Here is a 19,950-nt window from a genome sequence, read left to right as displayed (position 1 = left end):
GCCCGGATAGGATGCGCGCATGGCCAAGCGCACGCGCATCATCGAGGGCACCTGGAACTGCACGTCGTGCGACGCCAAGGATATCCTGGCCCGACACAAGCGCTGCCCGACCTGCAACAACCCCCGCGAGCTGTCAGGCGACGAGTCGGACTTCGACTTCGGCGACGTGGACGCGCAGAGCGGCAAGTCCCTTCGCGAAGGGGTGACGGACGACAAGGCGCTGGAGCTGGCGGGCGCGGGCGAGGACTGGTTCTGCGCCTTCTGTGGCGCCGCGAATCGAGGGGACCAGCCCCGGTGCAAGCACTGCGGCGCGGAGCGCTCGGTGGACGCGAAGGCCGCGCCGCTCCAGGCGTTCGAGACGCCCGAGAGGAAGCCTCCCGCCGCGCCACCGCCGGAGACGAAGCCGCGCTTCACGAAGAAGTGGCTGTGGCTGGGCGTGCTGTTCTCGTGCTGCTTCAGCTCGGGCCTGTACGCCATGTGGGCCCGGACCCCGCACGACTTCCCCGGGGAAATCACCGGCACGTCGTGGAAGGTCGCCGTGACGCAGGAGCGCTTCACCGCCGTGCAGAAGACGGGCTGGGCGGATGAGCTGCGGCGGAGCAGCGCGCGGATGCCCGTCAACGGCGCGGGTGAGGTGGCGGGCGTGGACAACGTGCGGGACTGCGTGGAGCGCCAGCGAGGCACTCGAAAGGTGGCGGACGGAACAGAGCGGGTGTGCCGCTCCAAGACGCGCCGGGTGGCGTGTGGTACCGAGGAGAAGTGCCGCCGGCGGGACAAGGGCAACGGCTTCGTCGAAGAGGTCTGCGAGGACATCACGAAGTACTGCAACGAGCGCTACGAGGACTGTCAGAACGAGACGCGCTACCGCAACGAGCCCGTCTACGCGCGCCAGTGCGCGTATGACACGTATGAGTGGAAGCCCGTGGACCGCCGCGAGGCGACGGGGCTGGACGGCCAGCCCGCGTGGCCCACGCTCCAGCCAGGCGCCACGGACCGGCAGCACCGCTCGGAGGAGTACACCGTGCACATCCGCTACGAGGATGACGGCGTAAAGGAGACCGTGCTCATGCCGAAGACGGAGCGGGACTTCCTGAGGTGGAAGAAGGGCCAGGGTGTCGTCGTCACGGTGACGAACTCGGGGGATTTGAAGCAGGTCGTCCCACGCTGAGTCACGGAAGGACCTCTCTCATGGAATGCACCCGTTGTGGCGCCTGCTGCGTGGCTCCGGACATCGCCGCGCTCGACAAGCCGCTGGGACTGCGCTGTCCGCACCTCACCCAGGACAACCTCTGCTCCATGTACGAGAACCGGCCGAGCATCTGCCGCGACTACCAGGCGGATGAGGTCTGCAAGCTCATCGAGGCCCCCACGCTGGAGGAGCGCGTGGGCAAGTACCTGGCCCTCTTCGACCTCACGGACGAGGCGAAGGCCGTGAAGGCGCGGGGCTGTGCGTCCATGAAGCGGGCCCGACTCCAGTCGCCGCCAGCGGGGCCCGAGTCACCCACCCAAGCGCCCGGTGGAGAACGACCCCGCTGACGGGCCGACACGGGCCCTTGTCCCCGTCCCCTCAGGGGGCTATCCCGGAGTCGTGAACTTCCAGCCGACCGAGCCCTTCGTCGCCGCACCGGGCCTGACGAACGAGCATGCGCAGACCATCTACGCGAACCTCGTGCGTCCCCGTCATGTCCCTCCGCTGAGGCGGGAGCGGCGCGAACTGCCCGACGGGGACTTCGTCGACCTGGACACCTTCGACGGCCCCGCCGGCGCGCCGCACGTGGTGGCGCTGCACGGCCTGGAGAGCTCGTCCCGGGCCGGCTACATCACCGCCATCCTCCGGGGCGCCGCGGAGCGAGGCTGGGGCGCCACCGCGCTCAACTTCCGCTCGTGCAGCGGTGAGCCCAATCGGCTCGCGCGCACGTACCACTCGGGCCACATCGACGACGCGCTCGGCCTTTTGCGCGACTTGCGCGAGCGCGCCACCGGGCCGCTGTTCGCCGTGGGCTTCTCCCTGGGCGCCAACGTGCTGTGCCGGCTCCTGGAGGACCAGGGCGAGGACGCACCCGTGAAGGCCGCGGCTTCCGTCAGCGCGCCGTATGATTTGGACGCCTGCTGCAAGAAGCTGGATGGCCCCGGGCCCATCCACCTGGTGTACCGGGAGCGCTTCTTGCGGACGTTGAAGGGCAAGGCGCGCGCGAAGCTCAAGCGCTTCCCCAAGGCCTTCGACGGCCGCGCCATGGAAGCGGCGCGCACGGTGCGGGCGTTCGACCATGCCGTCACCGCGCCGCTGCACGGCTTTGACAGCGCCGAGCACTACTACGCCGAGTCCTCCGCGGGCCCGAAGCTGCACGCCATCCGCAAGCCCACGCTGCTCATCAGCGCCGCGGATGACCCGATGCTGGAGGCCCCCGTCATCCCGCCCAACGCGAAGGACAATCCGCGCTTGAGCGTGGTGTTGACCGAGCACGGCGGACACGTGGGCTTCGTCGCCGGCCGCGCGCACCGCCCCCGCTTCTGGGCCGAGGATCAGGTGCTGGAGTACTTCGCGACGTTCCGCTGAGCGCGTGCCGCCCTCTCGCGGCGTGACAGGGCGGGGGCGAGAAGAAGCGGGACGTCGGACAGACCTTCGCGCACGCTGACCTTCAGCCCACGCTACGTCCCGGCAGGACGCGGCTGCGTCCCGACGGGACACGCGGCTCGCACGCCGGCAGCGGCCCACGCCCGCCTCTCATCCTCCGACGCGTGGGCGCCCTGGTATGGGCCTTGCTGTTCGCAAGCCCCATGAGCCATCAAGCACTCGCCCACCGCATCGCGGAGCTGACCGGAATGGCTCGCTTCGCGTTTTGCGTCATCGACGGCCCTTTGACATACAAGTCGAAGAGGTATGGCGCCCTGGTCTGCTACTCCACTGGGCTCGATGGCCGCCTGCCCATCCCTCCCATCGTCGCCCTGCAGATGGCCTTTCGAGGCAAGGGGCTCAACCGCATCCACGTGCCAGCAGGTTACACGCCGACGCACTGGGAGAAGGGGACCCGGACGTTCCTCCGGTACACGGTCGAGGAAGTCGCGCTCATCGAGGGAGATGTGACCCCCTATCTGTTCGTTTCCTACCCCACGGCCGGGGCCGACTGGAACCTCATCCCGTTCCTGAAAGCGGAGCCGCGCGGGCTGTTCACGATGGAAAGGGCCGGCATCACGAACTACCAGCCCCTGGCGCGCTTCAGAGCTCCGGCTCCAGACAGCATCGTGGGCCCCTCGCTCAACCTTCGAAAGCCGGGCGCATGGGATGCGACCGCGATCCGCGCGCATCGCTTCTACATGATGCTGGCGTTCAGCCTCCTCCATCACCGCGGGGAGCTCCTCCAGGGACTGGTCGTCTTCGCGCAAGAGGGCAAGGGCCAGAGCGTGGGCGCGGTCCTGGTGGATGGCACGGGAAAGATTCTCTCGTGGTCCGTCAACACCGCCTACGACAACGCCTGCTTTCATGCCGAGGTCAATCTGTTGCACGCCTACCTCGGGCGACACCAGCAACTCCCGGACGGGTTCGCGATCCTCTACACCACGCTCCAGCCCTGCCACATGTGTGCGGGGCTCATCGCGGGGTTGATTGAGCAGGGACATGAACTCCAGGTCGTCTATGGCGAACACGACACCCATTACTCGGGGGGGCGGACGGTGCTCGACGAGAAGAACGCCCAGCTCTATCTGAACTCGACAGAGAAGTATTCGGGTGGGAAACCCAAGGCCGTTCGACTGCCCAAATCACTCGCCCCGACTTCATCGCGCTACATGCCCGACGAGTTGGAGAAGAGCTTCCGCAAGGCCGGCGAGCAGGAGGTCCACTCACGGCTCGTCTATCTTTTGGGAAGAAAAGGCCAGGATAAGATTGTCTTCGACGAGGAAGGGTACTACCCGGGCCCCGTTCTCATCGAGCAGGCCTGGGAGGCATTGAAGCTCAAGCTGCGCAAGTACCTCGACCGGGAGTTCGACGACACCGATCTCTTCGAAGTCCGCCAGAACCTGAGTCAGTTGTCCCGGTATCTGTCTCAATGGCTGACCCATATGGGCCTTCGTGAGCCTCAGCCCCAGCGCACGGTGACTTCGACCCGAAGCACGTCGAACTGGGACGAAGGCAAACTCCAACACTTCACTGCGCCCGCATTCCTACACGCGACCAACCTGCGTGAGGACGACGCTGAAATGCTCCCGTTCGAGTTCCCGTCGCCCCCACCTCAGCCGAGCATCATCCCTTCACCGAGCGACCTCAACAACGGGCCCTTCTCCTTCCTCTCGGTCTTCCCCCAGCCTGCGCCGAGCCAGGGCATTCCGCGCTTCAGCTCCCGGCCGGAGCAAGAGGAGAAGAAAAAGGCCTCGGCCATCTTCCTCGACGTCACCGCGGATGATGAGGAGGCCTTCCCGCTTCGGAAGGGGAACACTCCTCAGCCTCGAGCCGCGAGCCTCTTCCTCGACATCACCAGTGACGATGAGGCGGGCTTCCCGCCTCCAAGGAAGGACCCACCTCGGCAGCGGGCCTCGACCCTCATCCTCGACATCGCCGGGGACGATGAAGAGGTCGCCCCCCCCGCGTCGGGTTTGACGAAGCCCTCGAAGTTGAAGCGGTCCCTGGAGGAGATGAACGGCCCACCCAACATCTTCGGGCAGCAACCTTCCAGGCAACACACGACGAATCCGGTGGAGAAGAAGAGAAGGGTGGAGCACCCGGCGCCGCGGGCGCAGACAAACACTCAGCCCTCGTTTCCGCTCATGGATGGCGGGCAGCCCTACACCACCGTGGAGATGATGAGGGTGCATCTGACGCGCACCAAGCAGCGCACCGTGCGGCCTCCGGGCAAGGTTCCCAAGGCGCTCGTCTACCACGTTGGTAACTGCCCGAAGATGAGCCTGGTCCGCTACACCTTCCAGAGTGAAGAGGGCCTCATGGCCCTGCAGTATGGAGATGCCAGGGGCTTCAATGCCTGCCCCCACTGCCATCGGCAGTGAAGCAAGCCCCCGAGAACCGAAGCGCGGTTCAGCCGAAGGACAACAGGAAGCCCAGCTTCGCCGTGGGCCGCACGGTGCGCAGCATCCACGAGCGCTCTTCCCCAGGCCCCACCGAGCCGCGAAGCGACTCGTCCAGGTCCTTCATGCTGGGGCCGTACAGCTCCATGAAGCTGACGCCGCCGCGCAGGAAGAAGGTGATGCGCCCGGGCATGTTCAGCTCCAGCCCCACGAGCGCGCTGGCGTAGCTGTAGCCCACGCGCTCCATCGACGGCAGGGGCGGCAGGGACAGGTCCGCGAGCCTGCGCTCCAGACCCTGCACGTCCGCGGGCTGCGCATGACCGACGTCCAGCGTGAAGGCCGGCGAAAGCCTGCCGCGCATGGGAAGCAGCGTGAGCCCCGCGCGCGCGCCAGCACGGACGCCATTGTGCGTGGCCCCCAGGTGCAGCCGCACCGCGTGCGTGGGACGGAACGAGATGGACAGGCCCGCGCCCTCCGTCACACCCGCATCCAGCATCAAACCAAAAGGCGCCAGCCGCTCGGGGTCCTGTGCCGCCCTCCGGCGCACCTCCACCCCATCCGCCGCCAGCGCCACGCGCGCCACGAGCACGAACAACAGCGCGGTCAACGTGGACAGCATCCCCATGCGTCGAGTCCCCACCCCAGCCCGCCGCGACGCTCCGCGGTCCCCGTCATCGCCAACCAACACCCACCGGACAGCTCCGGCGGCCCCTTGCCCTCCCAGGTGACGTCCCCCTGGCACCACCCTGCCCCGCCCTCCACCGCGCGACGACGCCTTCGCGCGTGCCACCCCGTCGTGGCCCCCATCCCCGAGGTGAATCAGGCTCCGGTGGAAACCCCCGCTTCCACCAGAGCCCGGCTCGCCCTTCCCGCCGCCCGTCCCCCATCCACCTGCGCCACCGCTCGCGAGTCCCGAAGCCCCGCCGCGCCTGTCGCAACCACGCCCCCTCACCGGCCCCCGTCCTGCTCCAACCCACCGACGAGCCCTGCCTCCCCACTCCAGGCACCGACTTGTCCCCACCCGACCCCTTGCACGACGCGTCCCCGCCCCCATCGCCCCCCACCGGACCGCGTCATCCCCCGCTGCCTGAACCCATAGCATTCGCCGTGCCGACGCCTGCGGGGCGCTCGAAGCCAGTGAGTACGCGCAGTTGCGGGGAGGCCATCGGCCTTGGGGATGAGGCCACCGGTGGGAACCGGAAAAATCTCCGGGCCTCCAGGGTGGGCGGCCTAACGTGCGTGCCCGTTGTTTGCCGAAGGGGAGGAATCGCTTTGCGCCTGCAAGTCGTCACCACGGCCCTGCTCGCCCTCAGCGCGTGCTCACGCACGACGGAGGGGCCCTCGCCCGCGGTGGAGCGCATCGTCAACCCCCGCGCCCGCGTCAGTGAGCTTCCCCAGCTCTGCAACGCGCAGGGCGGGCAGACAGGCTGGAGCCTGGAAGTGGTGGGCAAGCGCTTCACGCCCGTCCCCGGCGAGGCGCTCACGGACACGCCGACGGTGGAGCTGCCCGTGGTGACGCTGCGAGGGCCGTCCACGTACACGCTGACGCGGAGCCAGGTCTTCTACGTGCGTCCGGAGCTGCTCGTGCTCAACGTGCCCACGCGCGACAGCACACCTCCGGTGGAGCTCGCCCCGGGCACCTATGAAGTGGAGGTCGCCAATCCCCTGGGTGGCACCGGCTCACTGCCGGACGCTGTGAGGGTGGTGCCGCCGCCCACGGTGACTCGCGTGGTGCCTCCGGTGGATGGGTACACGGCCACGGGCACCAATCCCATCGTCATCGAGGGCAGCGACTTCCAGCCAGGCTCGTCCCCCATCATCGTCCTGCGCCGCGAGGGCGAGACCGACCTGCCGCTCTTCTTCGTCACCGTCGTTTCGACGACGCGCATCGAGTCGGAGATTCCGCCGGGCACTCCCGAGGGCCTCTATGACCTGGTGGTCACCCAGCCTGAGGGCTGCGCGGACATCGCTCCTGGCGCGGTCGACCTCCGCTATCCCCACCTGGGGGCACTCACGCTGACGCCCAGGTCCGGCGGCGAGCTGAGCAACACCTCCATCCGCCTCTTCAATGCCCCCACGGGCGACCAGCGCGGCTTCACGGACGCGCCGGAGCTCTTCGTGCTGGCGCCCTTGAAGACAGCCCCCTCCGTGTTGCAGCGCATTCCGCTGCGCGCAGTGAGGCGGGTGTCGGCCAACGAGGTCACCGCGGAGCTGCCCACGTGCTCGGGCTTCGAGGAGCCTGTCAGCGACCCCAAGTGTCCCAATGGCCTCGCCCCTGGCGGGCCCTATGCGCTCGAGGTCATCGACCCGAGCGGCGCGGTGGGAGCGGTGCCCGCGTCGGAGGGCTTCACCGTGGTGGCCGAGCCGACCGCGACGCGCACCTCCGACGACGGGGCCCCGCCCCTGCCTGGAGCCCTCCTGCCATGAACGCACTCGTGCTCGTCGCGCTCACCGCGCTCGCCGCTTCCGGCTCGAAGTCCGCCGCCTCGACGGAAGGTGTCGGAGGAGGCCGCGTGCTGCTGGCGCCGAAGGTGGGCTTCTTCAAGTCCACCGCGCCGCTGGGGGGAGACCTCTACCTGGGCCTGGAGCTGGGCTACGTCACGCCGCTCTTGAAGCGACGGCTCGCGGTGGTGCTGGAGGTGAACTACCACCGGCCGCAGGCCTCCGGTGCGCTCACGGACTCACAGCTGGGGGGCTTCGGCGCGCCGCCTCCGGATGGCCGCTACACGCTCGCGGTGCGCGAGGTGGCCTTCCTGCTGTCGGCGGTCTTCCGCTTCGAACGGGCCCTGGGTCCGTTGACGCCGTACGTGGGAGGTGGCCCCGGGCTGTACCTGCACCGCGCCACGTCCGACCTCTTCGGCGCCACCGCGTCGGAGAGCGGTGGCGGCCTGGGCCTGCAAGCGCTCGCGGGGCTGGAGCTTCCACTGGGCCCCGGCGGCCTCTTCTTCGAAACGCACTACCACCTGGCCCCGCTGGACTTCGTCACCACGGGCGATGTGAATGTCGGAGGCTTCCTCGCCGGAGGCCTGGGCTACCGCCTGCGCCTGTGAGGCTTCAGGCCCGTCCCACCGGCGGGCGCAGCACCCTCAACACTTCCTGGGCGACCAGGTCCCGGACCGCGGTCCTCAGCGCATCGAGGAGGTGATGAAGGGATTCGGTGGTGTCACCCGGGGCGTCGATGACGCGCTCGTGGCTGCCGTCGAAGACGCGCATGCGGCCCGGCACCAGCGCGATGACCGGCTGCGTCGGGTAGCGCTTGCGCAAGAGCCCGAGGAAGAGCGGGTGGTCCTCGTCCTGCCTGCGCAGGTCCACCACCACGAGCGCGGGCGGTGATGAGGTGATGGACGCGAGCGCGTCGTCGGTGTCGCCGGTGGCGGAGATGGCCAGGCTCTCATCGTCGACCGCGAGGACGCGGCGCAGCAGCTCGCGGGAAGCGACATGGGGGCTGGCGATGAGGACGCGACGCATCAGACTGGAAACCTAACCCTTCCAGACCGCGATGGCCGCACCCGAGAAGGCGACCGCAGACCCCAGCACCCGGGCGAGCGTGGCGGGACGGTTCTCCACCATCGCATCCCAGACAAGGCTGGTGGCGAGCTGCGCGGCGATGAGCAGGAGGACGGAATGCACGGCGCCCACGCGGCCAATGGCCCAGGGCATGCCGACCACGATGACGACGCCGCACAACCCGGGCAGCAGGTGCCAGAAGGTGAAGCCGGAGAAGCGCCCCTGCGCGGCGGCCTCGGGCCACAAGCCGGGCACGGAGCGCGCCACCGCGTACACTGCGAAGGTGGCCACCGTCGCAACCACCATGTTCATCAACACCGCGCCCAGCAGGCCCCACTGGCCGGCGAAGCGCTTGTTGAGACCACCCTGGGCGACGACTGCCAGCCCACACAGCAAGGGAACGAGCGAGACAAAACGCATGGGCGCGGGTGGGTATCCCGAACGCGGGGCCTCCTGCAAGGAGACATGCGCGGCCACGACTTCCCTCTCGCCTTCGCGATGTGGCTGGCGGAACGTGGATTGACCGGCTAGGTCCCATCGGCGCCCATGGACGGCTCCTGCGAGCTCCACTTCGACTGCGGCACGCTGGTGGCTCCCACGCTGCCGGATGACGCGCGGCTGCTCGCCCTGTTCCAGAAGGATGGTCGCACGGGTGTGTACCGCGCGCCGGCGTGGCACTACCGCGACGTGGTCCTGCGGCTGCGGGAGCTGGGCGTGGGGTACGAGGACCGGGCGAAGCGCTTCGAGCCACTCGAGGTGGCGCTGACCGTTCCCATCCAGCCGTTTCCCCACCAGAGCGCGGCGTTGGAGGCGTGGACGAAGGCAGGGGGACGGGGACTGGTGGAGCTGCCAACGGGCGCGGGCAAGACGCTGCTGGCGGTGCTGGCCATCGCCCACGTGAAGCGGCCCACCCTGGTGGTGGTGCCGACGCTGGATTTGATGACGCAGTGGCAGGGCGTGCTCGCGCGCCACTTCTCCGTGCCGGTGGGGATGCTGGGCGGAGGGGTGACTGACCGACAGCCGCTGACGGTGACGACGTACGACTCGGCGGCGATGCAGACGGAGTTCCACGGCAACCGCTTCGGCCTGCTGGTCTGCGACGAGTGTCACCATCTGCCGGCACCGAGCTACCGCTTCATCGCGGAGGGCTCGCTGGCGCCCTACCGGCTGGGCCTCACCGCGACGCTGGAGCGCACGGACGGTGGGGAGCGGGTGTGCGAGGAGCTGCTGGGCCCGCGCGTACACCGCACCGACATCCGCGAGCTTCAGGGCGAGTACCTGGCGCCCTACGAGGTGAAGCAGGTGGCGGTGCCGCTGACGGCGGACGAGAAGGCTCGCTACGACGAGGCACGGGCGCTCTATCTCAACTTCGTGCGCAAGCTGGGCGTGCGGCTGTCCGCGCCGGACGGGTGGGCGCGCTTCCTTGCGCAGAGCCAGCGCAGCGACGAGGGCCGGGCCGCGTATCGCGCCTACCGCGAGCAGCGTCGCATCGCCCTCACCTCCAGCGGCAAACAGGAGGTGCTGTGGCGCATCCTCCTGGAGCACCGCGAGGACCGCGTGCTTGTCTTCACCGACGACAACGAGACGGTGTACACGCTGGCGCGAAGGCTGCTGCTTCCCGCCCTCACGCATCACACGCCCGTGCCGGAGCGCAAGGCACTGCTGGCGGCCTTCTCCTCCGGAGAACTGCCCGTGCTGCTCACCTCGCGTGTGCTGAACGAGGGGGTCGACGTGCCCGAGGCGCGCGTGGGCGTGGTGCTCAGCGGCAGCGGCAGCGTGCGCGAACATGTACAGCGGCTGGGACGCATCCTGCGCAAGCGCCCCGGAAAGCGTGCGCTCTTGTACGAGGTGTGCTCCGCGCAGACGGCGGAGAGCGGCATCAGCGAGCGGCGACGTCAGCACGACGCGTATCAGGAGGAACCCTGAGGTGCTGATGCCCGCGCGACTCACCGTCGGGGAGACATTGGCGCGCCGCGTCCTCGCGCGGCGGCGGTACGAAGCGTATCGGGAGGAACCAGCGGTGCTGACACCCGCGCGACTCACCGTCGGGGATGCATTGGCGCGCCGCTTCCTCGCGCGGCGGCGGTACGAAGCGTATCGGGAGGAACCAGCGGTGCTGACACCCGCGCGACTCACCGTCGGGGATGGACTGCCTCGCTACTTCCTCGCGCGGCTGCGATGGCTCGACGCCTATCGGGAGGAACGTGCGGTGCTGACACCCGCATGCTCCAGCATCGGGGACGCAATGGCGTACCACCATCTCAAGCGGGGGACCGGCACGAAGCTTATCGGGAGGAGCACTGAGGTGCTGGCACTCGCACGCTCTGTCATCGGGGATGAACTGGCTCGCCGCGTCCTGCCACGAGGCTGCAGATGCTGACGCGTGAGCTGCTCGCCTTCCGCGTGAGCAAGGGCGTGCTGCGCCCCGCCTTCGTGAAGCGCGACGACGAGGCACTGCTGTCCCTGGCTTCGGAGCTGCTGGCCACCGTGGAGTCATCCCGGGGCGAGACGAGTGACGACGTGGAGGAAACCCTGGGCCTGTCGGCCGGGGCCTTCACCCGCCCTAAAATCGCGCGCGGACTGGTGAAGCTCGTCCTGGACCGGCTCGTCTTCGAAGAGCCCGCGCCCGGCGCCTCCGAAGCCCGCTGGGAGCGATTCACGACGGCCGCCCGAACCCTGCGCACGCTGCCCCCCGACACCTCCGTGGAGGGTTACGAGGCACGGCTGGAGCAAACCCTCGGAGTGCCCCTGACGGACGCACGGGCCGCGCTCTACGCGGACCTGCCTGGGAATCGAAAGCTCCTCGGCTGGGATGGCGAAGCCCCCACGGCGCAAGTGCTCGTGGACCGCTACAACCTGGCGCTGGCCCAGGGGCCGCTGCTGTCGGCAAGGCGCCTGACGCTGCGGGCTCGCTCACCGGAGCTGCTGCGCGTGCGCAAGGTGCTGCGATGGCTGAAGTTCTGCCGCCTCGTCGCGGAGGTGCGCCGCGATGGTCCGGACTGGGAGCTGGAGGTGGAAGGGCCCGGCGCCATGCTGGCGATGCAGAAGAAGTACGGCCTGCAGCTCGCCTCGTTCCTGTCGGTCGTCCCGGTGCTGGAGCGCTGGGAGCTGAAGGCCACCGTGGAGCCTTCGCGCCGGCAGGCCACGCTGACCCTGAGCGACAAGGACCCGCTCGTCTCGCCCCTACCCGCCGCGTTGGGCCATGTGCCGGAGGAAGTCATGTCGCTGTCCGCGAGCTTCGCGGATGACGCGTGGGAGCTGGACCTGACGCCCCTGCCCCGACACGTGGGCGCCGCGAGCCTGTGCGTGCCGGACCTGACCTTCCGTCACCGCGCGTCGCGCCAGGAAGTCGCGCTGGAGCTCTTTCATCCCTGGCACGCGAGCGCCCTGACACGCAGGCTCGCGGAGCTGCGCACGCGACCGGACACAGGACTCCTGCTCGGAGTCGACCGCGCGCTCCTGTCGAAGGAGCCCACCGAACGCGAGACGCTGGAGGCCCACCCCCAGGTGGTGCTCTTCCACGGGTTCCCCTCCGCGAAGAAGCTCCGGGAGCGACTGGGGAAGCTGGAGGCCGCGCGCGCCAGCACGTAGCGCACGGCCGGGCGTCAGCCGTTGCCCTTGGGCCGGAACTGCGCGGCCAGGACACTCAGCAGGCGGATGGCGCTGCGGTCCAACTGCTTGGCCCGACGCAGCAGGCGGCGCAGCTCACCGGACTCGCCATACTCACTGGGAGGCTCCGCGGCCCACTTCACGTCCTGGGTCGGCTTGAGGCCCAGCGCTTCGTCCGCGGAGATGGAGAGCACCACGCACAGCCGGCGGAAGGTCTGGATGCTCGGCAACATGTGGCCGCGCTCCAGTCGCCCGTAGACTTCACTCGCGATACCGATGCGCTCCGCGACGTCGGCCTGCGTCAGATTCAGGCGAGTCCGTGCGAGGCGCGCAGCTCCTCCGAGGCGGGATGCGAGGGTCTTTTCCATGTTCGTTAACCTACCGGGTCCGCCCATGTCGATATGACTTGAGAGGTTGGCATCCAAGAACTTCCCAGGTAGTCTTATGGGAACCTGACCTGAGGCGTTCCCCTCACCGTGACGGCGTCGAAACCGATGACCGCGAAGCCCGTACTCACCTTCTTGTTCGTGGACGAAGACCCGCTCGCGCTCGCGGCGCTGCGGCGACTCGCGAGGGACCTGCCAGGTGACAAGCGCTTCGCGCGCGACATGACGGAAGCGCTCGCGCTCGTGCAGGAGGAACCGCCGCGCGTGGTGGTGAGCGGAGACCTGCTGCCGGATGGGGATGGACTGGGCCTGCTGGAGCAGGTGCGCGCGCGCCACCCGTGTACGGCCTGCGCGCTCCACGCGGTGCGCCCTCCGGCCAGGCCGTGTCTCCGGGGCATCACCTGGATGGACCGCGCCGCGCCGCCCTCGGAGGTGCATGCGCTGCTGCGGGCCCTGGGCGCGCGCCCCTGGACGTGCTCGGCCTGAGACAGGGACACCTCACGGTGCGGCGCGCCTCCGCCACCCGCGTTAAGGTGGCCCCCGCTCCGCCATGAAGCTCTACGCCATCAGCGACTTGCATCTGCGCCACGCCGACAACCGGCTGGCCCTGCAGACCCTCCCCTTCTTCCCGGACGACTGGCTCATCGTCGCCGGCGACGTGGGCGAAACCCTGTCCGAGATGGACTTCATGCTGCGCACCCTGACGGCGCGCTTCCGACAGGTCATCTGGGTGCCGGGCAACCACGAGCTGTGGACCCTGCCCTCCGAGCAGCCCCCGCTGAAAGGCGACGCGCGCTACCAGCGACTGGTGGCGCTGTGCCGCAGCCACGGCGCGCTCACCCCCGAGGACCCCTACCCGCGCTGGCCCGGCGAGGGCCCGCACCGCGTCATCGTCCCCATGTTCCTGGGCTACGACTACTCGTTCCGCCCGGACCACGTGCCGGAGGACAAGGCGCTGGAGTGGGCCTGGGAGGATGACCTGCTGTGCACCGACGAGGTGCTGCTGCACCCCGAGCCCTATCCCACCCGCTCCGCGTGGTGCGCCGCGCGCGTCGAGGCGACCCAGGCGCGGCTCGACGCCCTGCCCGCGGGCTGCACCACCGTGCTCGTCAATCACTACCCGCTGCGCCACGAGCACGTGCGCCTGCCGCGCATCCCCCGCTTCTCCATCTGGTGCGGCACCAAGCGCACCGAGGACTGGCACGCGCGCTACCGGGCGGAAGTCGTCGTCACCGGCCACCTCCACATCCCGCTGACGCAGTGGCGGGATGGAGTGCGCTTCGAGGAGGTGTCGCTCGGCTACCCCCAGCAATGGAAGCACCGGGGCGGAATCGAGCGGTGCCTGCGCGAAATCCTGCCGGGCCCCGCCGTCCGCCCGCTCTGACGAACCCCGCACATGACAAAGCCCCGGACGTCCGTGAGGAAACGGACGACCGGGGCCTGGTCCGGCGCGACCCGAAGGCCGCGCCGGTTACGTCAGGTGCTTACTTGTGCGACGCGATGAACGCGATGCCTTCGTAGCCACCCTTGGCGCCGAAGACCTCGATGTAGTACTTGCCGGCCGGCACGTTGATGAGGTTGCACACCTCGGACTGGTGCTCCTTGACGCTGCGGCAGTCGTAGTCGAACTTCGACGGCGCCGACGCGAGCTTCACGTAGATGTCCGGGTTGCCCTCACCCTCGCCCGTCTGGATGTACAGGCTGTTGGTGCCGGTGCCGGGCTTGCGCTCCGGAACCTGGATGGTGAACACCCGCGACGAACCCGCCGCGCCAGAGAGGTTCTTCACGGCCACGCCGCTCTGCACGGGCACGTAGCCACCCTTCCAGGTGACGGTCAGCGTCACGCCCGTGTAGGGGCTGAAGCCGTTGAGCATCACGTACCACTTGCCGTGGTTCGGCGTGGGGAAGGGGCAGCTCTCCGCGTTGCCCGAGCGGTACGGACGGCAGTCGTACAGGCTCGTCGTGGGAGCATTGCCGTACCGGACGTACATGTCCGCGTCGCCCGTGCCACCGGAGATGGTGAACGTCAGGTCATACGCGCCTTCCGGCACCGTGACATCCCAGTACTTCTTCTCGCCGCGGCCACCGGAGATGTTCGAGATGGGGACGTCCTTCTCGATGGGGTCCGAGACGACGATGATGGGCACGCCGACGCCCGTCGCCTTCCAGGCGTTGCTCACCGACTCGATTTCAGCGGCGGTGTAGCCCAGCTGCGCCGCGGCCTGCTCGGTGGCGAGCTTGGCCGCATCGAAGTTGGAGCCGGCCAGGAGGATGTCCCGGTTGGCGCGGTAGAAGATCTGCCCGGCCTTCTCGATGCCGATGCCCGCAACCACCGTCGTCGTCTTGGCGCGCGGGTGCGTGCCACCCTGCGAGAGCAGGTAGAACGCCAGGTTGGAGATACCGGAGCTGTAGTGCACGTCCACGCCGGAGGAGTAGTCCGGGTAGTAGTCGAGCGAGTCACCGTCCTGCGTGGGGTTCGCCATGTAGCGCAGGGCGTCGTTCGGGATGGACGGGGTCCAGATGTCGTCGCCCACCAGCCACGTACGGTTGCTGACGACCTTGCCGTCGCCGAACCACTCGCACACCGCGCCGAAGATGTCCGACATGGACTCGTTCAGGCCGCCGGACTCACCGGAGTAGGTGAGGTTGGACTCGTGCTCCGTCACGGCGTGGGTCAGCTCGTGCGCCGTCACGTCCAGCGAGTTCGCCAGGTTGCTGGCGTTCACGCCGTCGCCATCGCCGTACACCATCTGGGTACCGTCCCAGAAGGCGTTCACGTAGGCGACGCGGTGGTGCACGGTGCTGATGAGGACGCCACCGGTGTTGTCGATGGAGTCACGGCCGTACAGCTCCTGGTAGCAGTCGTAGACCGTGCCCAGGTGGTCGTAGTTGGTGTTGACGACCTCGTCGGCGTGCTCGGGCTGCCCCTCGGAACGAGCCAGCGCACCCGGCAGGGTGGTGGTGTTGTTGCCGTTGTGCAGGCGGCGGTTGAGCGCCGTGTGGACGCGCGGCAGGCGGGCAATCACATCGCCATTCTTCGCGTTCACGAGCACGTCGTCGCGAACCGGCGTGCCGTCGCGCTTCTCACCCGTCTGGGTGAGCTTGTACGCGAGGATGAGCTGGTCGGAGTCGCGCCAGTAGACGAGCTCGCTCTCCTCCTGGATGACCAGACCCTCGTGCGTCTCGCGGTCGGCCTGGAGGGACGCCTTCGCCACCGACACATCGACGCCGGCCTTGGTCTCGGCCTTCAGGTCGCTGCGGGTGTTGGTGTTCGCCGCGTAGACCTCGCCATTGCGGGCGTGGATGCGCAGCTCGCCGCCCAGCACGGGGATGTTGTTGACCCGGATGCCATAGCGGAAGTGGCTGTCACCCTGAAGGTCCGTGTAGGCCTTCTTCAGGAACAGGTCGCCCGTGTTCAGGTGGAACAGGGGAGCCACGGCGGCTACCGCGGGGGCCAGCTCGGCCTCACGCATGGACGCCGCGCCCGCGGGCGCAATCGCGATGGGGCTCAGCTTGCCCGTGATGAACGTCGGGACGTCGGAAGCATCCCGCGCGAGAATCTTCGTCCCGGACTCCAGGGCCGCGGTCTTGCTTGCGGTTTCCTGGGGCTTGGCCTCGGGAGCAGGGGTGGACTCATTGCAACCAACAAGGAAGGACAGCGCCGCAACACCAAGTGCACCGCGCACTCGCTGATTCACCATTGTAATCCTCCTAAGCGGAAAGATTAGGAAGCACAGTGCCACGGGATGGTTACGTATTTCAAGGTTGCGCGATAATTTCACTAAGTAGCCTATTCTTAAATTACGAGTTTCGGGAATAATACCCATGTATTTCAAAGACTTATGAGTGCCCTACCCACTGCTTTCACGGATTCATGCGACGTAGTGGGTAACCCTAGCCCCCTCAGAATTTCCCGGAAAAAGCGTGACCGAAGACAGTCAGCCAGGGTCCGCGCGCGAGGCCCCGGGCAATTTCGGCGGCAATTTCGACAGGAATTGAGGGTGGGAGGGATTCCGGCGTCCGAGTGGTGCGGCCATGCGTTTTAGGCTCGCGCTCTACCACTGAGCTATCTCCCGGAAGACAGTCGGGAGAGCTGGGTTCGAACCAGCGACTTCAAGCCTCCTGGGCGTGGCGTGTAGGGCTGTACCGGCCGGACGCCGGAAATCCTCTCGGGAGACGCGCGCCGCGCGCCGCGCCTGACGGGGAGTTCCACGGGGCAGCCACCGTGTGTCCCTTTGCGGATGCGCTGGGGTGCGCGAGGCTCCCGCGCTGGGAGGAAGGGACATGCGCGCACTTCAGTTGCAGCGACTGGAAGGACCCGAGGGCCTCACGCTGGTGGAGGTGCCGGAGCCCGACGCGGCGGATGCGGTGCTCATCGACGTGGTGGCCGCGGGGGTGAGTTTTCCGGACCTGCTGCTGACACGGGGGCAGTACCAGATGAAGCCGCCCGTGCCCTTCGTGCCGGGCGTGGAGGTGGCGGGCGTGGTGCGCTCCGCGCCCGCGAGCGCGACGGTGAAGCCGGGCGACCGGGTGATGGCGTTCAGCTTCGGCCTGGGAGGCTTCGCGGAGGTGGCGGCGATTTCGCCGGACATGGTGTTCCGCATCCCCGCGCGGTGGAGCTTCGAGGCGGCGGCGGGCGTGGTGATGAACTACCACACGGCGCACTTCGCGCTGCACCGGCGCGGGCGCTTGAAGGCCGGCGAGACGGTGCTGGTGCATGGCGCCGCGGGCGGTGTGGGAACAGCGTCCGTGCAGGTGGCGCGCGGCGCGGGGGCGCGGGTGCTCGCGGTGGTGAGTGACGAGCGCAAGGCGGAGGTGGCGCGCAAGGCCGGGGCGCACGAGGCGCTGCTGTCGAGCGGGGACTGGCTCTCGCAGGTGAAGGAGAAGACGGGCGGCCTGGGCGCCAACGTGGTGGTGGACCCGGTGGGCGGCGACATCTTCGACAAGAGCCTCAAGGCGCTGGCGCCGGAGGGACGGCTGCTGGTGGTGGGCTTCGCGGGAGGCCGCATTCCCGAGGTGGCGGTGAACCGGCTGCTCTTGCGCAACATCGACGTCGTGGGCGTGGCCTGGGGCGGCTTCCTCCTCCATGAGCCGTCGGTGACGGCGACCATCGCCAAGGACCTGGAGGCGATGGCGGACCAGGGCATCCTCGAGCCGGTGGTGGGCAGCGTCTTCCCGCTGGAACAAGGAGCGCAGGCCCTGCGCGAACTGGAGAGTCGGCGCGCGACGGGCAAGGTCGTCCTGCGCATGCGGCCGGGCTGAGCAACGCGGGGGCGAGCGGGGGAATACCGCTCGCCCACCGAGCATGCGTCCCTTCGGCCCCGTGCACCGCTTCGCTGTCGTCTTCGGGCGTCGTCCGCAGGTTGCTGACAGGAGGTGTCAGCGCCATGGCGGACGACCCCATCATCGACCGGCAGCACCAGCGCGAACGCGAGCAGGAGCGACAGCGGCTGCGCGAGCAGGAGCAGAAGGACCTGGAGGTGGAGGCGCGACGAGGCGCTCGGCCCCTGGAGGGCTACGCCGGAGGGCACACCACCTGGGCGAGCGCGCAAGATGACGCGGAGGCCTCCGTCGTCCACGCCCACGACGCGGAGGAGTCCTGGGAGGCCAGTCAGCGGCAAGCCCGCCTGGAGCCCGAGCCCTCGGGCCGCGCCGTCGAGGAAGAGGAAGAAGACGCACCTCCAGAGCGCGACTGAGCCAGGGGGCAGCGACTAACGTCCGCGCCGTGCCCTCGACTTCGCTTCCCGTTCCCACCGTGCTGCAGCCCGACGAGGCGCGGCGCTACCTCGTCGGACAACTGGGACTCGCGCGCCCCCTGTTTCCTCCCGGGGCGCGCGGAGTTCGCGCGCTCCTCAAGTCGCTGCGCTGCATCCAGTTGGACCCGCTGGATGTCATCGGCACCAACGCGGACCTGGTGGCGCTGGCGCGCGTGGAGGGCATCGCTCGCGGCGACGTGTACCGCCACCTGCTGCCGGGCCACGCCTTCGAGCACTTCGCCAAGGAGCGCTGCCTGCTGCCCGCGAGCGCCTTCCCGTACTACCGCGAGCGCGCGGCCCAGGCGCCCTGGTGGCGACTGGAGGAGCGGCTCAAGCGCATCCCCGAGCCAGTGTTGCACGCCGTGCTGGACGAGGTGACGCAGCGAGGCCCGTCCTCCTCTCGCGAATTGAAGGACCACGGCGCGGTGGTGCCCATCGACTGGAGCGGCTGGAAGGGCACCGCGCGCGCCACCGCCATGGCGCTGGAGGTGCTCTGGACGCGCTGCCAGGTGGTGGTGTGCGGACGCGGCCCCGGCGGCAAGGTGTACGACGTGCCTGGACGCGCCCTGCCCCGGATGGCCGACGCCCGGGTGAAACACACGTTCGAGCGCTGGGCCCTGAGCGAACGAGTGGAGGCCGCTGGCCTCTTGAGCCGCGCCAGCGGACCGCACTGGTCCATGCTGTCCGACGTGCGCACCTCGGCGCTGCCCGACACGCTCGTCGCCGAAGGGCTCCTCGAGGAAGTCACCGTGCCGGGCTCGCCCCGACGGTACCTGGCGCCTTTGGGCTTTCGGGAGCGCGAGTTCCCGGAGCCCGACGCTCGGATGCGAATCCTGGGACCGCTGGACCCGGTGCTCTGGGACCGGGGGCTGGTGAGCGTGGCGTTCGGCTTCGACTACATCTGGGAGGTCTACAAGCCCGCCGCGCAGCGACAGTGGGGCTGGTACGTGTGTCCGCTGCTGCACCGGGGACAGCTCGTGGGGCGACTGGAAGCCCGCGTGCGCGAGGGCGTGCTCCAGGTGGACAATCTCTGGCGCGAGAAGGGCGTGAAGCTGGACGACGCGGCGCTGGACGAAGCCCTCGCGCGCCACGCGGTGGCCTGTGGCGCGGAGGTCGCTCGCAGGCCCCGCGCCCGCGCCGCGTCCTGAGCCCTCAAGGCCGCTCAGGTCGGCGGCTTGGGCAGCTCGCGCTCCAGGGCATCCGCCGCGCCCGCGTCCCGCAGGACGCCGAAGCGCTGACGGGAGCACGCGAGGAGCTGCCCCGCGTAGACGGTGTCCGACAGCGCCCCCACGAAGTCGCCATGCTCCGCGAGGGTGCGGGCCCGCTCGTCCATCAAGTGGGCGAGGATGCGCGCCTGCTCCGCGTGCGCGAACAACCGCACGACGGAGCGCGCGTCGAACAGCGTCAGCGTATCCAGCTCCATGCCGAGCGTCGTGAGGCTGGCCTCTCGCAGACTCTGGAGGCTGGCCTCCAGTGAGCGCTCCGCCCGATTGCGAGCGAGGTCCGGGGCCAGGCGACCGAGCTCGCGGAGGGACTGGAGGACGATGACCTGACGCAGAAGGGGCATGCGGGGGAGAACTACACTCCGGGCCGGAGGAATCATCCAGTCCCCCTGTCCTCCTTTCCCACGAGGCGGCCCCGCGTCGCCCGCCCCGCCACGACGCCCGGTGGACCGC

Annotated in this window: 19 protein-coding genes; 13 read left to right on the top strand and 6 right to left on the bottom strand. The window is 69.0% G+C overall.

Annotated elements, in window-relative coordinates; translation table 11 throughout:
* The first annotated feature begins 19 nt into the window (after positions 1-19).
* The 4 genes from HUA75_RS00550 (at position 20) to HUA75_RS00535 (ending at position 4,998) form a co-directional block, all read left to right on the top strand.
* On the top strand, positions 20-1,168 hold the full coding sequence (locus tag HUA75_RS00550) for a hypothetical protein (protein WP_174485267.1): 1,149 nt from the start codon (positions 20-22) through the stop codon (positions 1,166-1,168).
* A gap of 20 nt (positions 1,169-1,188) precedes the next feature.
* Positions 1,189-1,536, top strand: coding sequence for a YkgJ family cysteine cluster protein (locus HUA75_RS00545; protein WP_141646871.1), 348 nt, complete (start codon positions 1,189-1,191; stop codon positions 1,534-1,536).
* A 52-nt stretch (positions 1,537-1,588) separates the two neighbouring features.
* Positions 1,589-2,557 carry a hydrolase gene (locus tag HUA75_RS00540; RefSeq protein ID WP_141646875.1) on the top strand — a complete coding sequence of 323 codons (969 nt, stop codon included), beginning with the start codon at positions 1,589-1,591 and terminating at the stop codon, positions 2,555-2,557.
* 221 nt (positions 2,558-2,778) lie between these two features.
* Positions 2,779-4,998 (top strand): Bd3614 family nucleic acid deaminase, encoded by a 2,220-nt coding sequence (locus HUA75_RS00535; protein WP_174485266.1) that lies wholly within the window; start codon positions 2,779-2,781, stop codon positions 4,996-4,998.
* A 28-nt stretch (positions 4,999-5,026) separates the two neighbouring features.
* Here HUA75_RS00535 and HUA75_RS00530 read toward each other — a convergent pair whose 3' ends face one another.
* The gene (locus tag HUA75_RS00530) at positions 5,027-5,641 is read right to left on the bottom strand and encodes a hypothetical protein (protein ID WP_141646873.1); all 615 of its coding nucleotides are present in this window, start codon (positions 5,639-5,641) and stop codon (positions 5,027-5,029) included.
* Between the two features lie 647 nt (positions 5,642-6,288).
* Between HUA75_RS00530 and HUA75_RS00525 the strand changes: the two genes are divergently transcribed.
* Entirely contained in the window at positions 6,289-7,443 is a 1,155-nt protein-coding gene (locus tag HUA75_RS00525) for a hypothetical protein (protein ID WP_174485265.1), read from the top strand.
* Complete coding sequence (locus tag HUA75_RS00520; protein WP_141646002.1) at positions 7,440-8,066, top strand: hypothetical protein; 627 nt, start codon at positions 7,440-7,442, stop codon at positions 8,064-8,066. The genes HUA75_RS00525 and HUA75_RS00520 overlap by 4 nt, the downstream gene beginning before the upstream one ends.
* A 4-nt stretch (positions 8,067-8,070) precedes the next feature.
* On the opposite strand, the gene HUA75_RS00515 is transcribed toward HUA75_RS00520, so the two are convergent.
* Positions 8,071-8,484, bottom strand: a complete 414-nt coding sequence (locus tag HUA75_RS00515; protein WP_141646001.1) for a DNA-binding response regulator — start codon at positions 8,482-8,484, stop codon at positions 8,071-8,073.
* 12 nt (positions 8,485-8,496) lie between these two features.
* A complete protein-coding gene (locus tag HUA75_RS00510; RefSeq protein WP_141646000.1) occupies positions 8,497-8,943 on the bottom strand; it encodes a DMT family transporter in 447 nt (148 codons plus the stop codon).
* A gap of 126 nt (positions 8,944-9,069) precedes the next feature.
* Here HUA75_RS00510 and HUA75_RS00505 point away from each other — a divergent pair, with 126 nt between their 5' ends.
* The gene (locus HUA75_RS00505) at positions 9,070-10,449 is read left to right on the top strand and encodes a DEAD/DEAH box helicase family protein (protein ID WP_174485264.1); all 1,380 of its coding nucleotides are present in this window, start codon (positions 9,070-9,072) and stop codon (positions 10,447-10,449) included.
* 447 nt (positions 10,450-10,896) lie between these two features.
* Positions 10,897-12,114 (top strand): DUF790 family protein, encoded by a 1,218-nt coding sequence (locus tag HUA75_RS00500; protein ID WP_174485263.1) that lies wholly within the window; start codon positions 10,897-10,899, stop codon positions 12,112-12,114.
* 14 nt (positions 12,115-12,128) lie between these two features.
* Here HUA75_RS00500 and HUA75_RS00495 read toward each other — a convergent pair whose 3' ends face one another.
* Positions 12,129-12,500 (bottom strand): helix-turn-helix transcriptional regulator, encoded by a 372-nt coding sequence (locus HUA75_RS00495; RefSeq protein ID WP_141645997.1) that lies wholly within the window; start codon positions 12,498-12,500, stop codon positions 12,129-12,131.
* A gap of 108 nt (positions 12,501-12,608) precedes the next feature.
* On the opposite strand from HUA75_RS00495, the gene HUA75_RS00490 reads away from it, so the two are divergent.
* On the top strand, positions 12,609-13,004 hold the full coding sequence (locus HUA75_RS00490) for a response regulator (protein WP_246137506.1): 396 nt from the start codon (positions 12,609-12,611) through the stop codon (positions 13,002-13,004).
* A gap of 64 nt (positions 13,005-13,068) precedes the next feature.
* Positions 13,069-13,902 (top strand): metallophosphoesterase, encoded by an 834-nt coding sequence (locus HUA75_RS00485; protein WP_141645996.1) that lies wholly within the window; start codon positions 13,069-13,071, stop codon positions 13,900-13,902.
* 100 nt (positions 13,903-14,002) lie between these two features.
* On the opposite strand, the gene HUA75_RS00480 is transcribed toward HUA75_RS00485, so the two are convergent.
* Positions 14,003-16,219: a M4 family metallopeptidase gene (locus HUA75_RS00480; protein WP_174485262.1), complete on the bottom strand. Its 2,217-nt coding sequence runs from the start codon at positions 16,217-16,219 to the stop codon at positions 14,003-14,005.
* A gap of 583 nt (positions 16,220-16,802) precedes the next feature.
* Between HUA75_RS00480 and HUA75_RS00475 the strand changes: the two genes are divergently transcribed.
* From HUA75_RS00475 to HUA75_RS00465, 3 genes are all read left to right on the top strand, one after another.
* The gene (locus tag HUA75_RS00475; RefSeq protein WP_174485261.1) at positions 16,803-17,780 is read left to right on the top strand and encodes an NADPH:quinone oxidoreductase family protein; all 978 of its coding nucleotides are present in this window, start codon (positions 16,803-16,805) and stop codon (positions 17,778-17,780) included.
* A 125-nt stretch (positions 17,781-17,905) separates the two neighbouring features.
* On the top strand, positions 17,906-18,214 hold the full coding sequence (locus HUA75_RS00470; protein WP_174477564.1) for a hypothetical protein: 309 nt from the start codon (positions 17,906-17,908) through the stop codon (positions 18,212-18,214).
* 29 nt (positions 18,215-18,243) lie between these two features.
* Positions 18,244-19,422 carry a winged helix DNA-binding domain-containing protein gene (locus HUA75_RS00465; RefSeq protein WP_174463161.1) on the top strand — a complete coding sequence of 393 codons (1,179 nt, stop codon included), beginning with the start codon at positions 18,244-18,246 and terminating at the stop codon, positions 19,420-19,422.
* A gap of 14 nt (positions 19,423-19,436) precedes the next feature.
* On the opposite strand, the gene HUA75_RS00460 is transcribed toward HUA75_RS00465, so the two are convergent.
* A complete protein-coding gene (locus tag HUA75_RS00460; protein WP_141645991.1) occupies positions 19,437-19,841 on the bottom strand; it encodes a hypothetical protein in 405 nt (134 codons plus the stop codon).
* Positions 19,842-19,950 lie beyond the last annotated feature (109 nt).

It is taken from the genome of Myxococcus sp. CA040A (assembly GCF_013336725.1).
GTDB lineage: Bacteria > Myxococcota > Myxococcia > Myxococcales > Myxococcaceae > Myxococcus > Myxococcus llanfairpwllgwyngyllgogerychwyrndrobwllllantysiliogogogochensis.
The sequence above is the reverse complement of the archived record's forward strand: the minus strand, read 5'-3'. Positions and strand labels throughout refer to the sequence as shown.

Coding starts and splice junctions, on each gene's coding strand:
- HUA75_RS00515 (WP_141646001.1), bottom strand. CDS start 8,484: ATGCGTCGCGTCCTCATCGCCAGCCCCCATGTCGCTTCCCGCGAGCTG.
- HUA75_RS00495 (WP_141645997.1), bottom strand. CDS start 12,500: ATGGAAAAGACCCTCGCATCCCGCCTCGGAGGAGCTGCGCGCCTCGCA.
- HUA75_RS00505 (WP_174485264.1), top strand. CDS start 9,070: ATGGACGGCTCCTGCGAGCTCCACTTCGACTGCGGCACGCTGGTGGCT.
- HUA75_RS00520 (WP_141646002.1), top strand. CDS start 7,440: ATGAACGCACTCGTGCTCGTCGCGCTCACCGCGCTCGCCGCTTCCGGC.
- HUA75_RS00480 (WP_174485262.1), bottom strand. CDS start 16,219: ATGGTGAATCAGCGAGTGCGCGGTGCACTTGGTGTTGCGGCGCTGTCC.
- HUA75_RS00545 (WP_141646871.1), top strand. CDS start 1,189: ATGGAATGCACCCGTTGTGGCGCCTGCTGCGTGGCTCCGGACATCGCC.
- HUA75_RS00485 (WP_141645996.1), top strand. CDS start 13,069: ATGAAGCTCTACGCCATCAGCGACTTGCATCTGCGCCACGCCGACAAC.
- HUA75_RS00470 (WP_174477564.1), top strand. CDS start 17,906: ATGGCGGACGACCCCATCATCGACCGGCAGCACCAGCGCGAACGCGAG.
- HUA75_RS00530 (WP_141646873.1), bottom strand. CDS start 5,641: ATGGGGATGCTGTCCACGTTGACCGCGCTGTTGTTCGTGCTCGTGGCG.
- HUA75_RS00510 (WP_141646000.1), bottom strand. CDS start 8,943: ATGCGTTTTGTCTCGCTCGTTCCCTTGCTGTGTGGGCTGGCAGTCGTC.
- HUA75_RS00500 (WP_174485263.1), top strand. CDS start 10,897: ATGCTGACGCGTGAGCTGCTCGCCTTCCGCGTGAGCAAGGGCGTGCTG.
- HUA75_RS00475 (WP_174485261.1), top strand. CDS start 16,803: ATGCGCGCACTTCAGTTGCAGCGACTGGAAGGACCCGAGGGCCTCACG.
- HUA75_RS00550 (WP_174485267.1), top strand. CDS start 20: ATGGCCAAGCGCACGCGCATCATCGAGGGCACCTGGAACTGCACGTCG.
- HUA75_RS00460 (WP_141645991.1), bottom strand. CDS start 19,841: ATGCCCCTTCTGCGTCAGGTCATCGTCCTCCAGTCCCTCCGCGAGCTC.
- HUA75_RS00535 (WP_174485266.1), top strand. CDS start 2,779: ATGAGCCATCAAGCACTCGCCCACCGCATCGCGGAGCTGACCGGAATG.